The sequence below is a fragment of the Acinetobacter sp. neg1 genome, assembly GCF_000788125.1.
Classification (GTDB): domain Bacteria; phylum Pseudomonadota; class Gammaproteobacteria; order Pseudomonadales; family Moraxellaceae; genus Acinetobacter; species Acinetobacter vivianii.
In genome coordinates this window covers 48,775-70,529 of the sequence record NZ_JSZD01000018.1, presented here as the reverse complement: position 1 = coordinate 70,529, position 21,755 = coordinate 48,775, and the positions used below count along the sequence as shown (strand labels likewise).

General features: G+C 43.3%; 20 protein-coding genes and 1 riboswitch. Of the genes, 12 read left to right on the top strand and 8 right to left on the bottom strand.

Going from position 1 to position 21,755, the window contains the following annotated elements; translation table 11 throughout:
* Nucleotides 1–60: 60 nt before the first annotated feature.
* Nucleotides 61–181, top strand: a riboswitch (TPP riboswitch).
* Between the two features lie 84 nt (nucleotides 182–265).
* The 5 genes from thiC to gluQRS all read left to right on the top strand — a co-directional run bounded on the left by thiC (nucleotide 266) and on the right by gluQRS (nucleotide 5,342).
* Complete coding sequence (thiC, locus tag PJ15_RS14225; RefSeq protein ID WP_047431871.1) at nucleotides 266–2,161, top strand: phosphomethylpyrimidine synthase ThiC; 1,896 nt, start codon at nucleotides 266–268, stop codon at nucleotides 2,159–2,161.
* A 75-nt stretch (nucleotides 2,162–2,236) separates the two neighbouring features.
* Nucleotides 2,237–2,848 carry an NUDIX domain-containing protein gene (locus tag PJ15_RS14220; RefSeq protein ID WP_047431868.1) on the top strand — a complete coding sequence of 204 codons (612 nt, stop codon included), beginning with the start codon at nucleotides 2,237–2,239 and terminating at the stop codon, nucleotides 2,846–2,848.
* A 22-nt stretch (nucleotides 2,849–2,870) separates the two neighbouring features.
* Complete coding sequence (gene cpdA / locus PJ15_RS14215) at nucleotides 2,871–3,686, top strand: 3',5'-cyclic-AMP phosphodiesterase (RefSeq protein ID WP_004773978.1); 816 nt, start codon at nucleotides 2,871–2,873, stop codon at nucleotides 3,684–3,686.
* A 189-nt stretch (nucleotides 3,687–3,875) separates the two neighbouring features.
* Nucleotides 3,876–4,406 (top strand): RNA polymerase-binding protein DksA, encoded by a 531-nt coding sequence (gene dksA, locus PJ15_RS14210; protein ID WP_004773977.1) that lies wholly within the window; start codon nucleotides 3,876–3,878, stop codon nucleotides 4,404–4,406.
* Nucleotides 4,407–4,409: 3 nt separating this feature from the next.
* Nucleotides 4,410–5,342, top strand: coding sequence for a tRNA glutamyl-Q(34) synthetase GluQRS (gene gluQRS, locus PJ15_RS14205; RefSeq protein ID WP_047431865.1), 933 nt, complete (start codon nucleotides 4,410–4,412; stop codon nucleotides 5,340–5,342).
* Nucleotides 5,343–5,394: 52 nt separating this feature from the next.
* Here gluQRS and ftsW read toward each other — a convergent pair whose 3' ends face one another.
* The 6 genes from ftsW to PJ15_RS14175 all read right to left on the bottom strand — a co-directional run bounded on the left by ftsW (nucleotide 5,395) and on the right by PJ15_RS14175 (nucleotide 10,765).
* Nucleotides 5,395–6,588: a putative lipid II flippase FtsW gene (gene ftsW / locus PJ15_RS14200; RefSeq protein ID WP_004773975.1), complete on the bottom strand. Its 1,194-nt coding sequence runs from the start codon at nucleotides 6,586–6,588 to the stop codon at nucleotides 5,395–5,397.
* 17 nt (nucleotides 6,589–6,605) lie between these two features.
* Nucleotides 6,606–7,958, bottom strand: coding sequence for a UDP-N-acetylmuramoyl-L-alanine--D-glutamate ligase (gene murD, locus PJ15_RS14195; protein WP_047431862.1), 1,353 nt, complete (start codon nucleotides 7,956–7,958; stop codon nucleotides 6,606–6,608).
* Between the two features lie 114 nt (nucleotides 7,959–8,072).
* A complete protein-coding gene (locus tag PJ15_RS14190) occupies nucleotides 8,073–8,297 on the bottom strand; it encodes a hypothetical protein (RefSeq protein WP_047431860.1) in 225 nt (74 codons plus the stop codon).
* 51 nt (nucleotides 8,298–8,348) lie between these two features.
* Nucleotides 8,349–8,600, bottom strand: a complete 252-nt coding sequence (locus PJ15_RS14185) for a DUF6587 family protein (protein WP_004773971.1) — start codon at nucleotides 8,598–8,600, stop codon at nucleotides 8,349–8,351.
* A 54-nt stretch (nucleotides 8,601–8,654) separates the two neighbouring features.
* Entirely contained in the window at nucleotides 8,655–10,508 is a 1,854-nt protein-coding gene (feoB, locus tag PJ15_RS14180; protein ID WP_047431857.1) for a ferrous iron transporter B, read from the bottom strand.
* Nucleotides 10,505–10,765, bottom strand: a complete 261-nt coding sequence (locus tag PJ15_RS14175; protein ID WP_004773968.1) for a FeoA family protein — start codon at nucleotides 10,763–10,765, stop codon at nucleotides 10,505–10,507. The genes feoB and PJ15_RS14175 overlap by 4 nt, the downstream gene beginning before the upstream one ends.
* Before the next feature lie 150 nt (nucleotides 10,766–10,915).
* Here PJ15_RS14175 and xerD point away from each other — a divergent pair, with 150 nt between their 5' ends.
* From xerD to thrC, 4 genes are all read left to right on the top strand, one after another.
* Entirely contained in the window at nucleotides 10,916–11,836 is a 921-nt protein-coding gene (xerD, locus tag PJ15_RS14170; protein ID WP_004773966.1) for a site-specific tyrosine recombinase XerD, read from the top strand.
* 125 nt (nucleotides 11,837–11,961) lie between these two features.
* Nucleotides 11,962–12,777 carry a DsbC family protein gene (locus tag PJ15_RS14165; RefSeq protein WP_004773965.1) on the top strand — a complete coding sequence of 272 codons (816 nt, stop codon included), beginning with the start codon at nucleotides 11,962–11,964 and terminating at the stop codon, nucleotides 12,775–12,777.
* 129 nt (nucleotides 12,778–12,906) lie between these two features.
* Nucleotides 12,907–14,208 carry a homoserine dehydrogenase gene (locus PJ15_RS14160; protein ID WP_004773963.1) on the top strand — a complete coding sequence of 434 codons (1,302 nt, stop codon included), beginning with the start codon at nucleotides 12,907–12,909 and terminating at the stop codon, nucleotides 14,206–14,208.
* A 107-nt stretch (nucleotides 14,209–14,315) separates the two neighbouring features.
* Nucleotides 14,316–15,455, top strand: a complete 1,140-nt coding sequence (thrC, locus tag PJ15_RS14155; RefSeq protein ID WP_004656353.1) for a threonine synthase — start codon at nucleotides 14,316–14,318, stop codon at nucleotides 15,453–15,455.
* Nucleotides 15,456–15,581: 126 nt separating this feature from the next.
* Here thrC and pbpG read toward each other — a convergent pair whose 3' ends face one another.
* Nucleotides 15,582–16,643: a D-alanyl-D-alanine endopeptidase PBP7/8 gene (gene pbpG / locus PJ15_RS14150; RefSeq protein WP_123773889.1), complete on the bottom strand. Its 1,062-nt coding sequence runs from the start codon at nucleotides 16,641–16,643 to the stop codon at nucleotides 15,582–15,584.
* Nucleotides 16,644–16,853: 210 nt separating this feature from the next.
* On the opposite strand from pbpG, the gene PJ15_RS14145 reads away from it, so the two are divergent.
* The 3 genes from PJ15_RS14145 to PJ15_RS14135 are packed head-to-tail and all read left to right on the top strand — an operon-like array spanning nucleotide 16,854 to nucleotide 20,539.
* Nucleotides 16,854–17,489, top strand: a complete 636-nt coding sequence (locus PJ15_RS14145) for a response regulator (RefSeq protein ID WP_004773961.1) — start codon at nucleotides 16,854–16,856, stop codon at nucleotides 17,487–17,489.
* Nucleotides 17,490–17,515: 26 nt separating this feature from the next.
* The gene (locus PJ15_RS14140; RefSeq protein ID WP_047431854.1) at nucleotides 17,516–19,084 is read left to right on the top strand and encodes a sensor histidine kinase; all 1,569 of its coding nucleotides are present in this window, start codon (nucleotides 17,516–17,518) and stop codon (nucleotides 19,082–19,084) included.
* An 18-nt stretch (nucleotides 19,085–19,102) separates the two neighbouring features.
* Nucleotides 19,103–20,539 (top strand): sigma-54-dependent transcriptional regulator, encoded by a 1,437-nt coding sequence (locus PJ15_RS14135; protein WP_004773959.1) that lies wholly within the window; start codon nucleotides 19,103–19,105, stop codon nucleotides 20,537–20,539.
* A 39-nt stretch (nucleotides 20,540–20,578) separates the two neighbouring features.
* Here the strand turns inward: PJ15_RS14135 and PJ15_RS14130 are convergent, their stop codons facing one another.
* Nucleotides 20,579–21,751 carry a S41 family peptidase gene (locus PJ15_RS14130; protein ID WP_047431852.1) on the bottom strand — a complete coding sequence of 391 codons (1,173 nt, stop codon included), beginning with the start codon at nucleotides 21,749–21,751 and terminating at the stop codon, nucleotides 20,579–20,581.
* Nucleotides 21,752–21,755: the final 4 nt, after the last annotated feature.

Here is a 21,755-nt window from a genome sequence, read left to right as displayed (position 1 = left end):
CGCATTGTAAATTGGTGTGAATTGATACAACAAAAATTTTAAAATCTGTTACGCTAAACGCGTCGCTTGACGGAGCGCAGTTAACAAACTGCTGAGATTGTCTTAATCACAGAATTTAAAGGCAAGTACCGTTGAACCTGATCAGGTTAACACCTGCGTAGGAATCAAGCCCAGCAAAAACTTAGCCTTTATTTATCATAGAGATAAATCCGCCATTGTTTTTGGTCGTGCTTGATTCGTTAATGCCATACATAAGGATCATGCCATGAACCAGTTAACGAATCTTTCCCCTGCTGATATTTCTGCTCAACATGAGCAAGACGCTAAAGATTTAACCCGTATCCTACCTGCTTCAAGAAAAGTTTATGTCGAAGGCTCTCGCCCAGACATCCAGGTGCCTTTCCGTGAAATCAGCTTAACAGAAACACCGACAGGTTTAGGCGGTGAACACAACCCACCTGTGATGGTCTATGACACCTCTGGCGTGTATACCGATCCCAATGTAAAAATCGATTTGAATAAAGGTTTACCACTGGTGCGCCAAGCGTGGATTGATGAACGTCAGGATAGTGACATTCTTTCAGGCCTCAGCTCAGCATTCGGTCAGGCCCGTTTAAAAGATATTCGTACTGCCGACATCCGCTTCGCCCATATTCAAAACCCACGTCGTGCCCAAGCAGGGAAAAATGTCACGCAAATGCACTATGCCAAGCAAGGCATAATTACCCCTGAAATGGAATATATCGCTATTCGTGAAAACCAGCGTCAACGTGAAGGCGTCGATATGCGTCAGCATGCTGGACAAAACTTTGGTGCGCAAAATTTAAAAGAGATTACGCCTGAGTTTGTACGTCAGGAAGTCGCAGCGGGTCGTGCCATTATCCCAGCCAATATTAATCACCCAGAATGCGAACCGATGATTATTGGTCGTAACTTCTTGGTGAAAATTAATGCCAATATTGGTAACTCGGCCCTCGGCTCATCCATTGATGAAGAAGTGGCGAAAATGACATGGGCAACCCGTTGGGGTGCCGACACAATCATGGACTTATCGACAGGTAAGAACATCCATGAAACCCGTGAATGGATTATCCGCAATTCACCTGTGCCTATTGGTACTGTACCCATCTATCAAGCACTGGAAAAAGTCGATGGTGTGGCTGAAGATTTAACTTGGGAAATCTTTAAAGACACCCTGATTGAACAAGCTGAGCAAGGCGTGGACTATTTCACCATTCATGCAGGTGTATTATTGCGCTACGTACCAATGACAGCGAATCGCCTGACAGGTATCGTGTCTCGTGGTGGTTCAATCATGGCACAATGGTGCTTGGCGCACCATGAAGAAAACTTTTTATATACGCATTTCGACGAAATTTGCGAAATCATGAAAGCCTATGACGTATCATTTAGCTTAGGCGATGGCCTTCGTCCAGGTTGCGTACAAGATGCCAATGATGAAGCCCAATTTAGCGAGCTGAAAACTTTGGGTGAACTCACCCATCGTGCTTGGGAACATGATGTGCAAGTGATGATTGAAGGGCCTGGTCATGTGCCAATGCATATGATTAAGGAAAATATGGATCTACAGCTTGAAGTCTGTAAGGAAGCCCCATTCTATACGCTTGGGCCACTCACAACAGATATCGCGCCAGGCTATGACCATATCACCTCTGCGATTGGTGCAGCGATGATTGGCTGGTATGGCACCGCAATGCTGTGCTATGTGACACCAAAAGAACACTTGGGCTTACCGAACAAGAAAGATGTTAAAGACGGCATCATCACCTATAAGATTGCAGCCCATGCGGCAGATCTGGCTAAAGGTCATCCAGGTGCGCAAGTTCGTGATAATGCGTTATCAAAAGCGCGTTTTGAATTCCGTTGGGATGATCAGTTCAATTTAAGTCTAGACCCTGATACCGCGCGCAGTATGCATGATGAAACACTTCCAAAAGAAGCGCATAAATCAGCCCACTTCTGCTCAATGTGTGGTCCAAAATTCTGTTCGATGAAAATCACCCAAAATGTGCGAGATTATGCGCAAAATCAACACAATGCCAAGCAGTCAAATGATGCGGAAACAGAAGTTGAAGCAGGTCTCAATGCCATGAAAACCGCTTATCAGGAACATGGTCAAAAATTGTACCACAAAGTGTAAATCGACTAAAAAAAGATTTGCCTGCGAATCATTCTCGGTTAGGATGAGATATGTACAATCTCATCCTGATTGAAGATGAATATTCTTGACCACGCCAGCTATTCAGCCACCGACGTTACGATAGAATCTCGAACACCATTGTTTCGAGGGTTCATTCAAGTTGAGAAAGTGAGCTTAAAACATCGGTTATTTCACCGAAAAGATTACTCGTCCTTGATTCAACGTGAATTGGTTCATCGTCCTGAGGCGGCTGGCGTTTTGCTTTATAGCGACCAGCAACAACGCTTTGCATTGATTGAACAGTTCCGTGTAGGGGCCGTCAATGATCCTGTTTCACCTTGGCAACTCGAAGTTATTGCGGGTGTACTTGATGGAGATGAGTCTCCAGAAAGCTGTATCCGTCGTGAAAGCTTAGAAGAGTCTGGGTGCGAGATCACTGAATTAAAACATTTATTTAGCTTCTACCCTTCTGCTGGTGCCTGCTCCGAATTTTTCCATTTATATGTTGCAGACGTTCATCTTCCAGAAGATGGGGGTGTTTTTGGGATGCCAGATGAAGGTGAAAACATTCAACTTCATTTGTTTGATTATTCCCAATTAGAAGCATTATTTCATAACGGGCGGTTGAGAAACGCACCTGTGATCATGGCATTACAGTGGCTGGCTCAACACATACAACAAAGATAAGAATCTGAAGGGGCTAACGACGGTGACTTTCAAGGTCTCATCATTATCACAGCAAGATTTTGTGATGATACAGATTACCGATACACATTTATTAGAGTATCCCCACCTCGAATTTGTCGGCATGCAACCCGAGCAAAGTTTTCATGCAGTCATCGACATGATGCGCCAGCAACATCCTCATATCGATCTGATCATACACACAGGTGATCTGGCCCAGTCGCCAACACCTTTAACGTATAAACGCTATGTACAACACATGCAAACACTGGGAATTCCTTTTTTTCATACCCCGGGCAATCATGATGACGTCACGCATTTTCCATTTCATGAGGAAGATCAAACCCAGCCGACCGTCGTCGAGTTAGGACAATGGAGCATTATCTTATTGAATAGTGCCCAGCCTCAGCGTATTGATGGAAAAATTAGCGATATACAGTTACAGCGTTTAACCACCTTACTCCATCAATTGCATGATCGTCATGTGATTATTGCCTGCCATCACCATCCTTTTGCAATGCAGTCAGCATGGATTGATCAGCACAAATTAAAGAATTCATCTGACCTGCTGGAAACCATTAAGCCTTTTTCCAATGTAAAGGCGATCATCTGTGGGCATGTGCATCAGGATTCAATCAATACCTGGCAAGGCATTGAGTTTTTATCCACCCCATCGACCTGTATTCAGTTCAAACCTAAAAGCGAGAAATTCGCACTCGATGAGGAGCATCCAGGCTACCGTTTAATCCGCCTGAAAGCCAATGGAGAACTGGAAACTCAAGTCTATCGACTCCCCACTTCGCAGCGAATGAGTAGTTCTGAAGTGCTGGGATATGATTAAACTTTTGATTACAAATTACATTGACGAATTCACACAAAATCTGGACGGGAATGACTACCATCTTGTCCAAAAACTCTATATGATGTCGACCCTTGATGGAAAAAACCATCTTAGGTTTCTATAAAAACACTTGCATATCACCATATTTTTTGCGTATAGATAGTACGTGTAAGATGAGGAATGCCCTATATGGCGAATGACAACCAAAATCAAGTCTTGGACGAACAGACAGAAGTGATCGACGATCAAAAATCGGCGAAGCGCGTACGTAAAACCAAACCGAAAGCTTCAGAAGGTGGTACAACTGCGAGCTTATTTGGTATTGCGCCTTATCAGCCGAAGAAAAATGAAGAATATATGTCTGAAGGACAACTTGTGCATTTCCGCCAAATTTTGAACGCATGGAAAGCAGAGTTAATGTCTGAAGTTGATCGTACCTTGAACACCATGCAAGACGAATCAAGCGCACTTCCTGACGTAAATGACCGAGCAACTCAAGAAGAAGAGTTTGCGATTGAACTACGCACACGTGACCGTGAACGCAAACTCATTCGCAAAATTGAACAGTCTATTGAAGCCATTCAAAACGAAGACTATGGTTTCTGTGAAACCTGTGGTATCGAAATTGGCTTACGTCGTCTAGAAGCTCGCCCAACTGCGACTCTCTGTATCGATTGCAAAACTTTGGCTGAAATCAAAGAAAAGCAAAACAACGGTTAAACCATGCTTGAACATACTGCGGAACAGCAAGCAGCTGTTTCGCCAGAATGCTTCCAACAGCAACCAGATTGTTGTAGCTACGTGGGTCGGTTTGCGCCATCGCCAACTGGCCCATTGCATTTTGGCTCACTGCTCACCGCAGTTGCCAGCTATTGTGATGCCAAAGCCAATCAAGGCAAATGGCTAGTCCGTATTGAAGATACCGACATTCCCCGCATTTATCCCAACAGCGAAACACATATCCTCTCCTGTATCGATGCATTTCAATTTGAACCAGATGCGGAGATTATTTTCCAAAAAGACCGTTTAGATATTTATGAGCAAGTGCTTGAACAACTCAAGCAATCACAAGACATTTACGCTTGCCAATGCACACGGAAAATGTTGGGCTCCAATCACATCTATGCAGGTACCTGTCGCAATCTGAATCTGGATTTTGCCAATCAGGCGATTCGTCTAAAAGTCGCAGATCAATTGATTTGTTTTCAAGACCGTTTACAAGGCCAACAATGTTCTAACTTGCAAAATGAGTTAGGTGATTTTGTCTTGAAGCGTCGTGATGGCATTATCAGCTATCAACTGGCTGTGGTGGTCGATGATTATCTACAAGGCATTACCCATGTGGTGCGTGGTGCAGATCTACTCGACAATACGGCTCGACAAATCTGGCTAGGATCTTTACTCAATTATCCTATCCTAAATTATATGCATCTCCCGCTGGCCATGAATGATCAGGGCCAAAAATTGTCTAAACAGAATCTAGCACAAGCCCTTGATATCAACCAAGCACCCGAACTTCTGCATCAGGCTATTTTAGCTTTGGGGCAAGCTTCTGTTGAACTGGACCAGCCTCGTATCATGCTACAACAAGCCGTGCAGCAGTGGGATGTGAATATGATTCCGAAAGGCATTCATTTAACTGGTACGTATTTATAAGCAATAAAAAAGCCCTGCATTATGACAGGGCTTTTTTATTTGTTTGAATATCCTAGAAATTCGACTCTTCTTTCACAGGGTTCAACTCTTGTGTTGATGCATCAATTTTGAGGATTAAACTGATCATCGCAGCACACATCATCAATGATGTACCACCATAACTAATGAAGGGTAAGGTCAAACCTTTGGTTGGCATTAGCCCCATGTTCATGCCCGCATTTACCAGAATCTGCATCAGGAAAATGATGCTAATACCGTAGGCCAAATAGCCCGCACGCAGATAATTGTGCTGCAAGGCACGATGCCCAATACGAATACAACACGCCAGCATGGTAAATGACAGGATCATCACCACGGACACACCAAAGAAGCCGAATTCTTCTCCTAATACCGCCAACATAAAGTCCGTATGCGCTTCTGGTAAATAAGACAGCTTCTGGACACTATGCCCTAGACCCGTACCAAACCATTCACCACGACCAAAGGCCATCAAGGCATTCGAGAGCTGGTAACCAACACCCAATGGATCTGCCCAAGGGTTAGTGAAGGAAATCAAACGTTGGAAGCGAAATGGCTCGAAGATAATCAACGCACTAACACCCGCAAAGATCGCACCCAGCATGATCAGGAACTGGGTCGCTGGTGCGCCTGCCAAGAAGAACACGCCCACCATCATCAGGACAATAACGACTGTTGCACCCAAGTCTGGCTCAGCGACGATAAAGCCCACGGTTAAAGCCATCACACCACTTAAACGTAGCAAGCCTTTCCAGTGTGTACGGACTTCCTTGGCACGACGTACCACATAATCTGCTGTGAAGATCGCCATGACAATTTTAGCAATCTCGGTTGGCTGTAAGGTAAAGCCGCCAACTTTAATCCAGCGATGCGCACCATTGACTTCGGAACCGACCACCAATACCGCCAAGAGCAGGACAATAGTAATAAGCCATAAAGGGAAAGCATTTTTAAACCAGAGATTCAATGAAACCCGATAGGTTAAAAATGCCACCACCGCAGCAACCACAATCGAAATACCATGACGAATCAAAAAGTAAAAAGGACTCTCATGGATATATTCCGCATACGGCATTGACGCCGATGCAACCATGATTGAACCGAAACATAGCAACGAAATCACACAAAAAATCAGGATATTTCGTGCCGTCATTTCTGCGGGTAGCTTAGGTAAACGATTCAGCAATTGCGAAATCTTCTGTACCGTATTTTGGGCTAAGTCAGCCATAGTTCTGTTCCTAGTTCTTATTTTTCATTCAAGGCATTTACACATGCCACGAATTGATGTCCACGATCATTGTAGCTTTTAAACATGTCAAAGCTCGCGCAAGCAGGTGAAAGTAATACCACATCTTCCGCCTGAGTCGCTTTTTGTGCCATTGCAACGGCGTCCTTCAAACTGGCTGCATGCTGAATCACACTTGTACCTTGAATTGCTTGCTCAATCACCGCAGCATCTTCACCAATGAGAATCACTGATTTCACATATTTTTGAATCGCATCACGTAATGGCTTGAAGTCCTGACCTTTACCTTGACCACCCAAAATCAATGCCAATTTGCCATTTTTCACTTCAATTGCAGCTCCTAAGCCATCAATCGCAGCCAGTGTGGCACCGACATTGGTTCCTTTCGAATCATTGTAATAACGAACACCATCAATACTTTGAACGTACTCACAACGATGTTCAAGACCTTTAAAATGCTTTAAAGTCTCCAGCATCGATGCCATAGGTAAACCAACGGCTTCACCCAATGCCAAACATGCCAACGCATTGGCAACGTTATGCATGCCCTGAATGTACATCTCAGAGGTTTTCAGCAAACGCTCTCTGCCACGTGCCAGCCACATGCTGCCATCTGCATCACGCAACACACCGTATTGATTCAAATCAGGTGCATTCAAGCCAAAGCTCTGCATCGGTGTCACATCAGGCACTAGAGGACGGCTCAGATTATCATCACGGTTATAAACGACTTTTTTCACGCCTTGGAAAATGCGATGTTTGGCCTTGTGATAACCCAGCATATCACCATGACGATCTAGATGATCTTCGCTCATATTCAACACCACAGCAACTTCAGCATTCAAGTGTGATGTCGTTTCAAGCTGGAAGCTCGACAGTTCTAAAATAATTAATTCAGGTTGATCTTTTAATAAATCCAATGCGGGACGGCCCAGATTGCCACCTACAGCAACTTTTTTGCCTGCATCCTCTGCCATCAATCCAATTAAGGTCGTGACTGTACTTTTCGCATTTGATCCTGTAATCGCAACAATCGGCACTTCTGTGGCACGGCGCAATAACTGAATATCACCGACGACTGGAATGCCTTTTTCAATCGCTTGTTGAATTTCTGGAAGTTGAGGTGCCAGCCCTGGACTGAGAATAATTTCTTCTGCTTGTAATAAAAGATCCGTGTCCAGTTGACCAAAACTGGTACGCACACCTGCTGGAATCTGGTCATGTCCTGGCGGGGTTGCGCGCGAGTCTGTTACTGCAACTTGGTAGCCCTGTTCATGTAAAAAATTGACCGCGGATACACCGGAAATTCCCAAGCCAGCTACAACTTTTAATCCACCGCGCTGTATTAACATTTTTGCCCCATTTTTTGCAGATCACAGAATGGCAAAAATGTTAGCACTTTACTGTTTTAAATGCTTTTTCAGTTTTGGTTTTATTCAATCTTTTTTGTGTCAGTGCGTAAAAGCTTAAACCGGTATAAAAAGACTAATCCCCAATAAAGTTAAGATCACAGCACCTAGCCAATCTATAGATTTAAATGCATTAAGCCAAGAGAAGGTTTCTTTATAAATATTCAGACCTTTAGACAAAGCAGAAAGATAAAGGAAGGTCATCACTAGGATAAAGCCCGATAAAATCAATTTATGTTTAGAGCTTAATGATTGCTTTTTATTAATCTGAGTCTGATTCATTTTTCTTGTTCCAAAAAAATACCCATCTTACGATGGGCATTTTGAGTTTTATCAACGCCATTTCACAGTTTGGACGGATTCTGTTTTTTTGCTTTCAGCCTCATCGGTTGAACAGCCACAGCTTCCACCACAACCAGCAACCATTTTAGGTTTTAACCATACTGCCAAACGCTGCCACCCCAAACGCTGACATGCATTGGATAAGGCTAAAAATGCTGAACCCGCTGTTTGAGGAAATACCTTCTTAAAGACCACAACAGCACTCCACAGCACCAATACAGCGACAATCAAGTACTCAAACATAAGCGTCTCTCCAGTGATTCCCTCCCTTTTTCAAGGGAGGTTGAGTAGGATTTCTTAACCCCAGATGCGCGATGCAATCTGGTAGGTAAAGAAAGACATTAAATACGCCAGACCAAACAGGTAGGCAGTCATTATTGATACATGTTTCCATGAACCCGTTTCACGGCGTACAGTTGCCAAGGTCGCTAAACAATGTGGGGCATAAATGAACCACACCAATAAAGACAATCCTGTTGCCAATGACCAGCCAGAACCATCAGCACTGATTAAATGTGAAAGACCTTGCGCAATTGCATCATCATCCGCACCCGATAAAGCATAAACCGTACCTAAAGCCGCAACTACGACTTCACGCGCAGCCATTGCAGGTATTAACGCAACCACGATCTGCCAGTTAAAACCAACAGGCGCAAAGATTGGCTGGAGCAAATGACCCAACATCCCTGCAAAACTATAATCGATGTCAGGTAAAGTTGCCCCTTCTGGTGCTTGCGGGAAAGTACATAAGAACCAAAGTAAAATCGATAGGGCAAAGATAATACCACCCACACGTTTTAAGAAGATCTTACCGCGATCCAGCAAGCCAATCCCAACACTTCTAATATCCGGAATACGGTAGCTCGGTAATTCAAGTAAAAGCGCATGTTGTGACTTATCTTTCTGCAAAAACTTCATCACGATTGCCACACAGAGTGCACTGACAATACCAGACATGTACAAGCCAAATAATACGAGACCTTGCAGGTTAAAAATGCCCCATACCGTTTGACTTGGAATAAAAGCAGCAATCAATAAAGCATAAACAGGCAAACGTGCAGAACAGGTCATCAATGGTGCAACCATAATCGTGGTAAAACGATCACGTGGATCACTGATACTACGGGTGGCCATGATGCCAGGTACCGCACAGGCAAAGCTTGAAAGTAATGGAATAAAGGCACGACCACTTAGGCCTGCTTTAAACATCAATTTATCAAGTAAAAACGCTGCACGGGGTAAATAACCCGATTCTTCTAAAACCAGAATAAAGAAGAATAAAATCAAGATTTGTGGCAAGAACACAACCACACTACCCGCACCTGCGATAATCCCGTCAACCACCAAACTATGTAGCAAAGGCTGAGAAATATGCTCGCCTAATGCTTCACCGAACCATGCAAAGAATTCTTCAATCCCATCCATAAACGGCGCCGCCCAAGCAAACACTGCTTGGAAGACGATAAACATCATGATTGCAAGGCTAAGTAAGCCGAGAACAGGATGTAAGAAAATTTTGTCGAGGAAATCAGTACGTTTGTCTTCCTGATCAACAAAGTTCACCACATCTTTGAAAATAACTTCAATTTTCTGATGGTGAGTCCCAGTTAAACCACTCAGCTCAGTCTGTGGAACAGCATATTTTTCCTGATCCAAGGCATGTAACAGGTTTTCGATACCTGAGTTACGCACCGCGACAGTTTCAACAACGGGAACACCTAAACGCTCAGAAAGCTTTTGTGTATTGATCTGGATGCCACGACGACGCGCTTCATCCATCATGTTTAACACAACGAGAATCGGACGACCCAACTCAATCACTTCAAGTACGAGACCCAAATGCAGTTTTAAGTTCGTCGCATCTACCACACACAAGAAAGCATCTTGCTGACCTTCTTCAGCAATCTTCCCCTGACAAACATCACGGGTAATTTCTTCATCTGGACTCGTAGCTTGTAAACTATAGGTCCCGGGCAAATCCAGCACACGCACGGACTTTCCAGAAGGAAGCTGAAAATGTCCAACCTTACGTTCAACTGTCACACCCGCATAGTTGGCAACTTTTTGGCGTGTTCCAGTTAAATGGTTAAATAAAGATGTCTTACCGCAGTTTGGATTTCCCACAAGGGCAACACGTAACGCATCACTCATGCAGGTGCTCCTTCAAGTTGAATTTCAATTTTATCAGCTTCCGCTTTTCGTAACGCAAAACGCGTAAAACCGAGCTGGATTAGAATCGGATCACCACCAAAAATACCTTTGGTAATCACTTGCACTTGTGTACCAGGCACAAAGCCTAAACTTTCTAAACGAACCGCAACTAAATCTGGCTGTTCTGTCTCATCGACCAAGCGATTCACTTTCGTGATCACCGCTACTTGCTTGACTTTTAATGCTGACAATCGCACCGCTCTAACCCTTTACTCTCTTTATTATAGTATACAAGCAAATGAGAATAATTACCAAAAACAATCTCAATGGCATTTACGCTTTTGACAGATCGACAACAATTCATTTTTCTTTTACAGTGCAAAACAAGAAAGTTCAGTAACTCCATTATGTTAAATAAAAAACCGCGAATTCCTGCAGCCATTAATATTCCAGAACATCTCGGATTTTTACAGGGCTTTCGTGATTATTTAGTTGCTCAAACGGTGAGCCCGCATACCCGTAATGCTTATTTATCTGACCTGATCCAATGTAGTGAATTACATCAAAAAATAGCCTTACCAGAATGGTCCAGTGACGATATTGCAGATGTGCTGATTGCCCTGACCAAAGCTGGTAAAAGTCCCCGCTCCATTGCACGCTGTCTTTCTGCCTTGAGACAATTTTATAAATTTTTACGAGAACAAAAACTCAGGGACGATAATCCCGTTGCGACACATCATTCTCCTAAAATTGGTCGAGCCTTGCCAAAAGATCTGTCTGAGCAAGATGTTGAAGCCTTAATTAATGCACCTGATACCAACACTGCACTCGGTCTACGCGATCGTGCCATGTTCGAAGTACTGTATGCCTGTGGATTACGCGTATCAGAATTACTCAACCTGAAACTTGAACTGATCAATTTAAAACAAGGCTACTTACGGATTACAGGTAAAGGGAATAAAGAACGTCTGGTGCCCTTGGGTCAATTTGCCTGTGACTGGATTGAAAAATATTTGATGGAATCGCGCCCGCAACTGTATAAAAGCAGTACCGATTATTTATTTCTGACTCAACACGGCGGCATCATGAGTCGTCAGAATTTCTGGTATGCGATTAAACGCTATGCCTTACAAGCCAATATTCAAGCCGAGTTATCACCACACACCTTACGCCATGCCTTTGCAACTCATTTACTCAATCACGGGGCCGATTTACGTGTGGTACAGATGTTACTGGGTCATAGCGATCTTTCCACCACACAAATTTATACCCATGTGGCGCAACACCGTATGCAAGAGTTACATGGTAAATACCATCCACGGGGTTAAAACGACCTTCTGTCTTGGATCAGGCTAAAACTTGATTCCGTTCACACAGCATCAGCAAGATTTAACGAAGTGATTCATTTTTTTTGTTATGCTAAAGCCCTTAAATACGTACAAAAAGGTTCTATATGTTGTTTACTCGGTCTCAGCTTGTAATTGCTTGTACATTAGCATCAACATTATTAGTCAGTGCTTGCTCAAAAGAAAATTCAGCACAAAAACAAGATGCACTCACAGCAAGTGCACCTGCGACAGGTGAAGCTTCAACCTTAAATGAACGCAATGCACAGCAGCGTTTAGTGTCTACATTAGAAAAACATTTCAAGACAGCCAACATCAATGCCAAAATTCTTGCAGTCAAAAAAACTGAAGTACCTAACCTGTTCTGGGTAAGTCTGGAAGGGATGGGTTCAGTCTACACCACCGCTGATGGCCAGTACATTATTCAAGGTGATGTGGTGCGTTTAGGTGACAAACAACTGCATAATGTGAGCGATGCATTACAAGCAACAGAAAATAAAAAGCATTTAGCTTCACTCAAAACTGAAGACTTGATCGTTTACCCTGCACAAGGGGGTAAAGCCAAGCACGTGATTTATGTGTTCACCGATTCAAGCTGTCCGTATTGCCATAAACTGCATGAACACTTGGCTGAAATTAATGCCAAAGGAATTGAAGTGCGTTATATCGCATGGCCACGTGGCGAACAATTCATGCCAACTATGCAGGCAATCTGGTGTAGCAAAGATCGTAAGGCGGCATTTGAGCAAGCAACTCAAGGTGTAGCTGTAAATGCAGCAGAATGTAAGAATCCAGTCCGTGATCAATACCAATTGGGTCTGAACATGGGCGTAAATGGCACACCAGCGATTTATAACGTTGAAGGTGAATATTTAGGTGGCTACATGACACCAGAAGAAATTGTTCAACGCTTAAACAAATAAGCTAAAAATCCTTTTCAAAATCACAAAGACTCGGGCGACAGATTAAAGATGATCTTAGCCCTAGTGTCTCTGCATTTTTTTAGCTATGATCAAGCTTCATTAAAATGATTGAATATAATGGAGTGTGACGTGAAACCAGTTCGTCTGGCGATACTCGGTCTTGGTACTGTAGGTGGTGGAGCCCTTAAATTACTACAAGAAAATGCTGCGGAAATTAAACGCCGTACCGGTCGAGAAATTCAAATTACACACGTAGGCACACGCCGTCCACGTCCAGATTTACAACTCGAAGGGATCAAACAAAGTGATGACTTGATGGAGATCGTACGTCAACCTGATGTTGATGTAGTGGTCGAAGTCATGGGTGGTATTCATCCTGCTTATGAAGTCATCATGGAAGCCATTAAACATGGCAAACAGGTCGTGACAGCCAACAAAGCGTTACTTGCTGAACATGGTAATGAGCTATTTAAGGCAGCAGAAGACAACGCTGTGCAGATTGCTTATGAAGCAGCAGTTGCTGGCGGTATCCCAATCATTAAAGTCATCCGTGAAGGTCTTGCAGCCAACCATATCGAATGGCTTGCTGGCATCATTAACGGTACAGGCAACTTCATTCTGACTGAAATGCGTGAAAAAGGTCGTGCCTTTGAAGATGTGTTAAAAGAAGCGCAAGAACTTGGTTATGCTGAAGCTGATCCTACCTTTGATGTTGAAGGCATTGATGCGGCACATAAACTCACCATTTTGGCTTCATGTGCATTTGGTATTCCTTTACAGTTCAATAAGGTCTATACCGAAGGCATCAGCAAAATCACCGCTCAAGATGTGAAATATGCAGAAGAACTTGGTTTCCGTATCAAGCACTTAGGTATTGCACGTCGCGCTGACAAAGGTATTGAGCTACGTGTACACCCAACCTTGATCCCTGCGGAAGAATTGATTGCCAATGTCAATGGCGTGAAAAATGCCGTCTTGGTTCAAGCCAATGCCGTTGGTCCAACACTTTATTATGGTGCTGGCGCAGGTGCAGGCCCGACCGCCTCTGCTGTCGTTGCTGATGTGATTGATATCGTACGTGATATTTCGTATACCGAAGATGGCGCCGGAACAATTCCTCAACTTGCCTTTGAAGCACTCACCAATGTGCCAATCCTCAGTCGCGAAGAAATGACCACGGGTTATTACATTCGCCTGAATGCTGAAGACCAAACGGGTGTATTGGCAGATGTGACTACTATTCTTAGCCGTGCAGGCATCAGTATTGATGCCATCATGCAGCAATCACGCTTAAAAGACCTGATTCCAATCGTGATTTTAACAGATCCGATCGTTGAATCTAAAATGGACGAAGCGCTTGCACAAATTCAAGCATTACCTGCAATTCGTGGCGAAATCGTGAGAATTCGTTTAGAATCGCTCGATAGTTAATCAGTTTAAATCCCCTCACCCTTCTTCACTCAAGAATGGAACTGCTCTCTTTTGAAAGGGAGCTTGTTGAGCGGGATTTTTTCTCTACCTTATATTGGAACACCATCATGTCGAATGCCAATCGTTATACTGGTCTTGTAGATCGTTATCGTGACCGTTTACCTGTGTCTGCAACTACGCGCGCAATTTCTTTAGGTGAAGGTAATACTCCACTGATTAAACTAGAGAACATTCCACGTATTATTGGCAAAAACGTCGAAATCTATGTGAAATACGAAGGTCTGAACCCAACTGGTTCTTTTAAAGACCGTGGTATGACCATGGCGGTGACCAAAGCAGTTGAAGAAGGCTCTAAAGCGATTATCTGTGCATCTACAGGTAATACTTCAGCAGCAGCGGCAGCCTATGCAGCTCGTGCAGGTATCAAAGCATTCGTCTTGATCCCGGAAGGCAAAATTGCGATGGGTAAAATGGCGCAGGCAATGATGTACGGCGCCATCACCATGCAAATTCGTGGTAACTTCGACGATGGTATGCGTTTGGTCAAAGAAGTTGCTGATCAGGCACCTGTAACGATTGTAAACTCGATCAACCCGTATCGTTTGCAAGGTCAAAAAACCATTGCTTATGAAATCGTAGAAGCATTGGGTCGTGCACCTGATTATCACTGCTTGCCTGTCGGTAACGCGGGTAACATCACCGCACACTGGATGGGTTATACCGAAGCTGTAGCAAACCAACCTGCGGATCAGTTCGAACAAGTCATTTATGATGCGGCTACAGATCAGTTCACAGGTCCTAAACCAGAAGGCCTACCAACCATGGTTGGTTACCAAGCTTCTGGCGCTGCACCATTCTTACGTGGTGCACCTGTTGAAAATCCTGAAACAGTTGCAACTGCAATCCGTATCGGTAATCCACAGAGCTGGAACCATGCTAAAGCAGTAGTACGTGACTCTAAAGGCTGGTTCGATGAGCTTCAAGACAGCGAAATCTTGGAAGCACAGCGCTTACTTTCAATGTACGAAGGCGTATTTGTAGAACCTGCTTCTGCCGCTTCAATTGGCGGTGCAATCCGTGACATCAAGGCAGGTAAAATTGCTGAAGGTTCTGTGATTGTATGTACCGTGACAGGTAACGGCTTAAAAGATCCAGATACTGCAATCAAGCAATGTGCTGATGCAGTGATGTTGTCAATTGATGCAACAATGGATCAGGTTAAAGACTCGATTCTTTCAAATATGTAAGCATACATTCTGAAATAAAAAAACCAGTTGCCTGCAACTGGTTTTTTTATGCGTTCATATAAGATAAGTAAATTTTAACGATAAAAAAACGCTTCATTATGAAGCGTTTTTTTACATCAAGTGGGATTAAACACGTTTTGGCAAAGTGCTTAACCAGCTTAATAAATTGGTTGCATCACTATTACGTGCTTGCGAACTTGGCGCACCCAATAACACCACAACCGCTGGACGCGAATTCACAGTCGTATGCATTACGACACAACGACCAGCTTCATTGATATAACCTGTTTTTGACAGGTTAATGTTCCAGCCGCCGTTACGGACTAAAGCATTGGTATTATTTGACTTGAGTACACGGTAGCCTAGATTAAAGTCATAGGTTGGTGTGGTTGAGAATTGACGGATAAGACCGTATTGTGAAGCAGTACTAACTAAAATTCCTAAATCACGTGCAGAAGAGACATTATGTGGATCAAGTCCTGTTGACTCAGCATAACGTGTCGAAGTCATGCCCAATTGCCTCGCTTTGGCATTCATCGCTGCAATAAATGCAGGACGACCACCTGGATAAGTACGCGCCAATGCAGCTGCCGCTGGATTTTCAGACTTCATCAAAGCAAATAACAATGCTTCTGCGCGATTCATCTTATCGCCAGCACGTAAAGTTGAGCTTGAGTTTTTACCACCCGCACCCGCAAAGTCAATTGACTCAAGGGTAATTTCTTCTGACATGTTTAAGCGCGCATCAGCAGTCACTACGGCCGTCATCAATTTGGTAATTGAAGCAATCGGAACCGACATGTTACTGTTTTTGCTGTACAACACCTCACCTGTTTGTGCATCCATGACCAGAGCAGCACGTGCATTCACTGACGGCTGGCTGCTATAGCCAAACGTATCGCGAATCTGTGTCGACTGCTGAGGTGCACTTGATGTAATTGATGCTGAACCACTGTTACGCACTGTTGTGGTCACAGAGGTTGAACCTTGAGGGCCAATCTCTAAGGGTTCATCATCTTCCATTAACTGGCTCGCATCACTTGCAGACCAGTTTAATGTTGCTGAACCACTCGCACGCGAAGAAGCTGGATTGTTATTCACAACCAGTTCAGCAAAACTTGTTGAACTCCACGCCAACAAGATAGACATGCTTAGAACATGCATGATAGATTTTTTAGAATTTTTCACGACACAATACTCAACTCAGGACGCTGCACATTTGCGCTTACCACCATTATGCCTTACATTTGAACAAATCGGGTAAAGCTTTTGTAGACACAATTGTGTACAACTATTCGCTAGAAACGAAGAATAGGATTGCTAATTTTGTCGTTTCATTGCAAGCTAATTTTGCTTTATGTAACAAAAAACCAGTGTTTTTGAAAAAAGGAGGTCTTCTTGATCACTGTTCTCGTTGTTGATGATCATGAACTCGTGCGCACAGGGATTTGCCGTATGCTGGAAGACCACCCCGATGTTGAGGTGATCGGACAAGCTGAGTCTGGAGAAGAAGCGATTGCGCTGGTTCGCCAGAAACATCCCCAAGTGGTATTGCTAGACGTGAATATGCCTGGCATTGGTGGAGTTGAGACAACGCGACGTTTATTGCAGAGTGCGCCTGAAACCAAGGTCATTGCTGTCAGCGGTCTGGCGGAAGAGCCCTACCCATCCCTTTTACTCAAAGCAGGTGCAAAAGGCTATATCACCAAAGGTGCGCCAATTTCTGAAATGGTTCGTGCGATTAATAAAGTCATGCAAGGCGGCAAGTATTTCAGTGCAGATATTGCCGAGCAACTGGCCAGCTCCTATCTTTCTGATACCCAGCAATCTCCTTTTGATGCATTGTCAGAACGTGAAATGCAGGTGGCAATGATGGTGGTCAACTGTATCAGCGCACAGGAAATTGCAGATAAATTATTTGTCAGCGTGAAGACCGTAAATACTTATCGCTATCGTATTTTTGAAAAACTGGCGATTGATAGTGATGTCAAACTGACGCATCTTGCGATACGCTATGGACTGATTAAACCTTAAAATTCTTAAAATAATAGTCAACGCCTATGTTAGGGAAAATTGCATCATCGGTCTCTCAGACCGTCTATCGACTGGGCGTTTGGTATAGCGGCTATCGGCTGATTATCGCCGTTAGCCTGCTGCTGATTTATTTATTGACCGCTGAGCAATTAAGCGCCAATTATATTTATCCAGCTTTATATTTTTATACCCTGATCGCGTATATCACACTAAATATCATTCAGCTTTTTATCTTGCACTTAGTCCCTGTACAAGTGTCCAGACAGCTGATTATTATCTTCCTGATTGATGTCATCTGCTTGAGTTTAATCACATTTTCATCCGGTGGGCCAAACCTGCAACTCAGCTTGCTGTATGTCATCATTATTTTCTCCTCAGCCATTTTATTAAATTCACAGCTATCGCTGATCATTACCCTATTTGCCGTCATCATGGTGGTATACCAGCGCTTTTTAGGTGATTTTTTTGATGCAATCAACTTAACTCATCTTGGCAATAGTGTTTTTCTGGCTTTTTTATTTTTTGTTGTGCATGCCATTGGCCGAATTGCAGTTCAACGTTTTAAAATTTTAGAAACCCTTACTTTCCATCAATCGATTGAAATTCATCAGCTGCAAAATATTAACCGTTATATTCTCGAGCAAATTGAAGACGGTTATTTGGTACTGGATGAAAGTAATCATATTGTCTTGACCAATCCGGCGGCCAATACATTACTGGGTATTTATCTTCCTGTTTCTCTTGAAAAAACACCATTGATCAAGTTGCAGCCAGATCTATTTGAACTGATTAAGTTTAGTGATTTAAAGGACGGTGAAGAGTTTAGTTTTGAATCGCAACAAAGCCCGTATACAGTTCATGTTCGAGTCAAACATTTGATTGTGCCCGAGCAGGCACTGGTCTTGTTGATCTTAAAAGACGCACAAAAATTAACCCAGCAGGTACAGCAACTCAAGTTGGCGGCATTAGGACAACTTTCTGCCAGTATTGCCCATGAAATTCGCAATCCATTGGCCGCAATTGTACAGGCCAATGAACTCCTAAAAGACAGTGATGCACATCAGCAAGAGATGCTGTCACGGATGATTAGCAAGCAAGCCAAACGCATTGATAGCATTGTCCAAGATACTTTGGCGATGGCTCGCAATAGACCGACAGAAGCACAACCCATCCAGCTCACCCCGTTCTTTGAAAGTTTATTGAATGAAGATCTGGCTGACGCAAAACAGATGATCCAGCTAAAACTAGTAGAACAGACTGTGATCATATTTGATGAAAAACAATTACGTCAGGTACTGATTAATCTGATCCGTAATGCGTTACGCCATAACGCAACAGATGCCCCTTTTATCGAAGTGGATGTGCATGAAAAAGAAGGTCGAATCTGCATTGATGTCATCGATTTTGGGATGGGTGTCTCAAAACGGGATATTTCTCAGTTATTCAAACCATTTTTTAGTACCGAAATTAAAGGAACTGGTTTAGGATTGTACTTGTCTCACACATTTTGTGAGGCGAATCATGCAAAGCTCACCTATATAGAGCGACAACAAGGAGCATGTTTCAGGATGGAATGCTCAAAATTCATAGATTAGATTAGGTTTTTCGGGGAAATGGCAACAAAACAACCACTCGTCTTGCTCGTAGACGATGAAGAGGACTTATGTCTTTTAATGCAGATGACGCTTGCGCGCATGGGCATCAAGACACATATCGCTTATCGTGTCGAACAGGCAAAAAAATTCTTTACTGAGTTCCAGTATGATGCATGCTTAACAGATTTAAACCTGCCAGATGGTAACGGTTTAGATTTGGTCAAACATGTGACCCAAAACTATCCCAACACGCCGATTGCCGTTCTAACGGCCTATGGCAACATGGACATTGCAATCGCAGCACTCAAAGCAGGTGCGTTTGATTTTGTCAGCAAACCCGTGAATCAAATGCACTTGGATCAGTTGATCCAGAAAGCTTTGAATCGACCACAGCCTGAACAGGAAGCTGCTGAAACCGCTTTAGAAAATAAGCTTCTGATTGGACGTTCAGCACCAATCCAGCAACTTCGTATTGCGTTAAAGAAGATTGCGCGCTCACAGGCGCCTGTATTCATTACAGGTGAATCAGGCACAGGTAAAGAAGTGGTTGCCAATCTGGTGCATCGTTTAAGTAACCGTAGCGAAGGGCCTTTTATTGCCATTAACTGCGGTGCGATTCCAACTGAATTGATGGAAAGCGAGTTATTTGGACACAAGAAAGGCAGCTTTACTGGTGCAACACAGGATAAGCAAGGCTTAATTCTTTCTGCGCACGGCGGTAGTTTATTTCTAGATGAAATTGCTGAATTGCCTTTAAATATGCAAGTCAAACTACTACGTGCTGTACAGGAAAAGAAAATTCGCCCTGTCGGTTCAGATCAGGAAATTGATGTCGATTTCCGTGTGATTAGTGCCAGCCATCAAGATCTTGAAATGCTCGTCCAACAAGGCCGATTCCGACAAGATTTGTTCTTCCGTATTCATGTCATGGATCTGGTCTTGCCGCCATTACGTGAGCGCGGTCAGGATATTCTGCTACTGGCCAATCATTTTATTCAAAAGATTAGTCAGGAATGGGAAGTCTCTGTTAAGACGCTTTCCTCTCGTGCAGAGCAGTTCTTATTACAGCAATATTTCCCGGGAAATGTGCGTGAACTACGCAATATCATTGAACGTGCAATGACACTAAGCGATGATGAATCGATTGATCTGGCCCATTTGCAAACGGCTCCATTACGCAGCTCAATTGCACATCCAGCACCTTCATTTGCCAATACGACCCCAGAAGAAGTGGAAACCCCACAACATTCTGCTAGCCCAACAATGAGTTCGAAAAAGCTTCCACCTGAAGGCTTAGAACGCTATTTAGAAAATATCGAAAAAGAAATTCTTCTAAATGCGCTGAATCTGACGCATTGGAATCGCACTTTAGCGGCGAAAAAGTTGGGAATGACCTTCCGTTCTTTACGCTATCGCCTGAAAAAATTTGGTTTAGATACCGAAGATGACGAATAATCTTTAAAAATAAAGCTCCTTAAAAAGGAGCTTTATTTTTTAGTATCGGCTTTTTAACACCAGATCAGTGACATGTTCAAGATAAGTATCTTCTTTCATTTCAGGTGCTAAAGGCGAAATCTGATTCGGTTGAATCCCTTGCCCTTCAATCATGTTGCCATTAGGGGTGTAGTAATGCGATACCGTCATTTGCAAGGCAGCGCCGCTCGGTAAAGGAAACAGTTTCTGCACCACACCTTTACCATAACTATTTTCACCCACAACCCAAGCTCGCTTATGTTCTTTCAAGGCAGCGGTAAAAACCTCAGCAGCCGAGGCTGAGCGTTTATTAATTAAAATACCCAGTTTCAGATTTTGAAATTCAAAGGAAGGTAAAGCCTGAAATTGTTGATCGCCTTCCGAACGGCTTTTGGTGGTCACAATCAGTCCCTGATTCAGGAACAAATCCGCTGACTCAACTGCGGCAGACAATAGACCACCGGGATTATTACGTAAATCCAGAACAACGGCCTTAAGTTTGGCTGAACTATATTCTTCGATTAAACGCTTAATTTCATTGGCGGTGTCTTGCTGGAAAACTCTAATTTTAAGTACAAGTACCTGATTATGCATTAAAACAGGTTCAATATCGGTTTCTACTTTCTTGTTTCTGACTAGAATGGTGGTACTGTTATTATTCTCTGGCTGGATCTGTACGGTACTACCAATTGAGCCATACAGCAGGCCTTGCACCTGATCTTTATTGAGATTTTTTAATTCCTGATTGTCCACTTTAACAATGGCTTGTCCATTACGTAAACCCAGCTTACTCGAGTCAGAACCTGCTTTTAAATCCTGAATCTGCCAAGATTTAGAATGCGCATCATAATTTAAATTAAAATCGACAGAGGCCAAATCCCCTTCGGTATATTGAATCAGTTGACGATATTCTTCTGCCGAGAGATAACGGGAATAACGGTCTAAACCACTGACCAACCCTTTGATTGACTGCTGAAATAATGCATCGTCCGACTTCTTATCGACATAGTTATCTTTAACAATACCGTAGATCTGGACAAATTGTTGAATCGATTCAATCGGGACTTCAGCCGTCGGAGGCGCATCTTCCGTCCATCCCGATGAATGCGTAATCGGTGCCGCATAAATACTATGCCCCCAACACATCAACAAACTTGCACATAAGGCTCGGTAAATGTTGTTGTGCTGGGTCATTGCT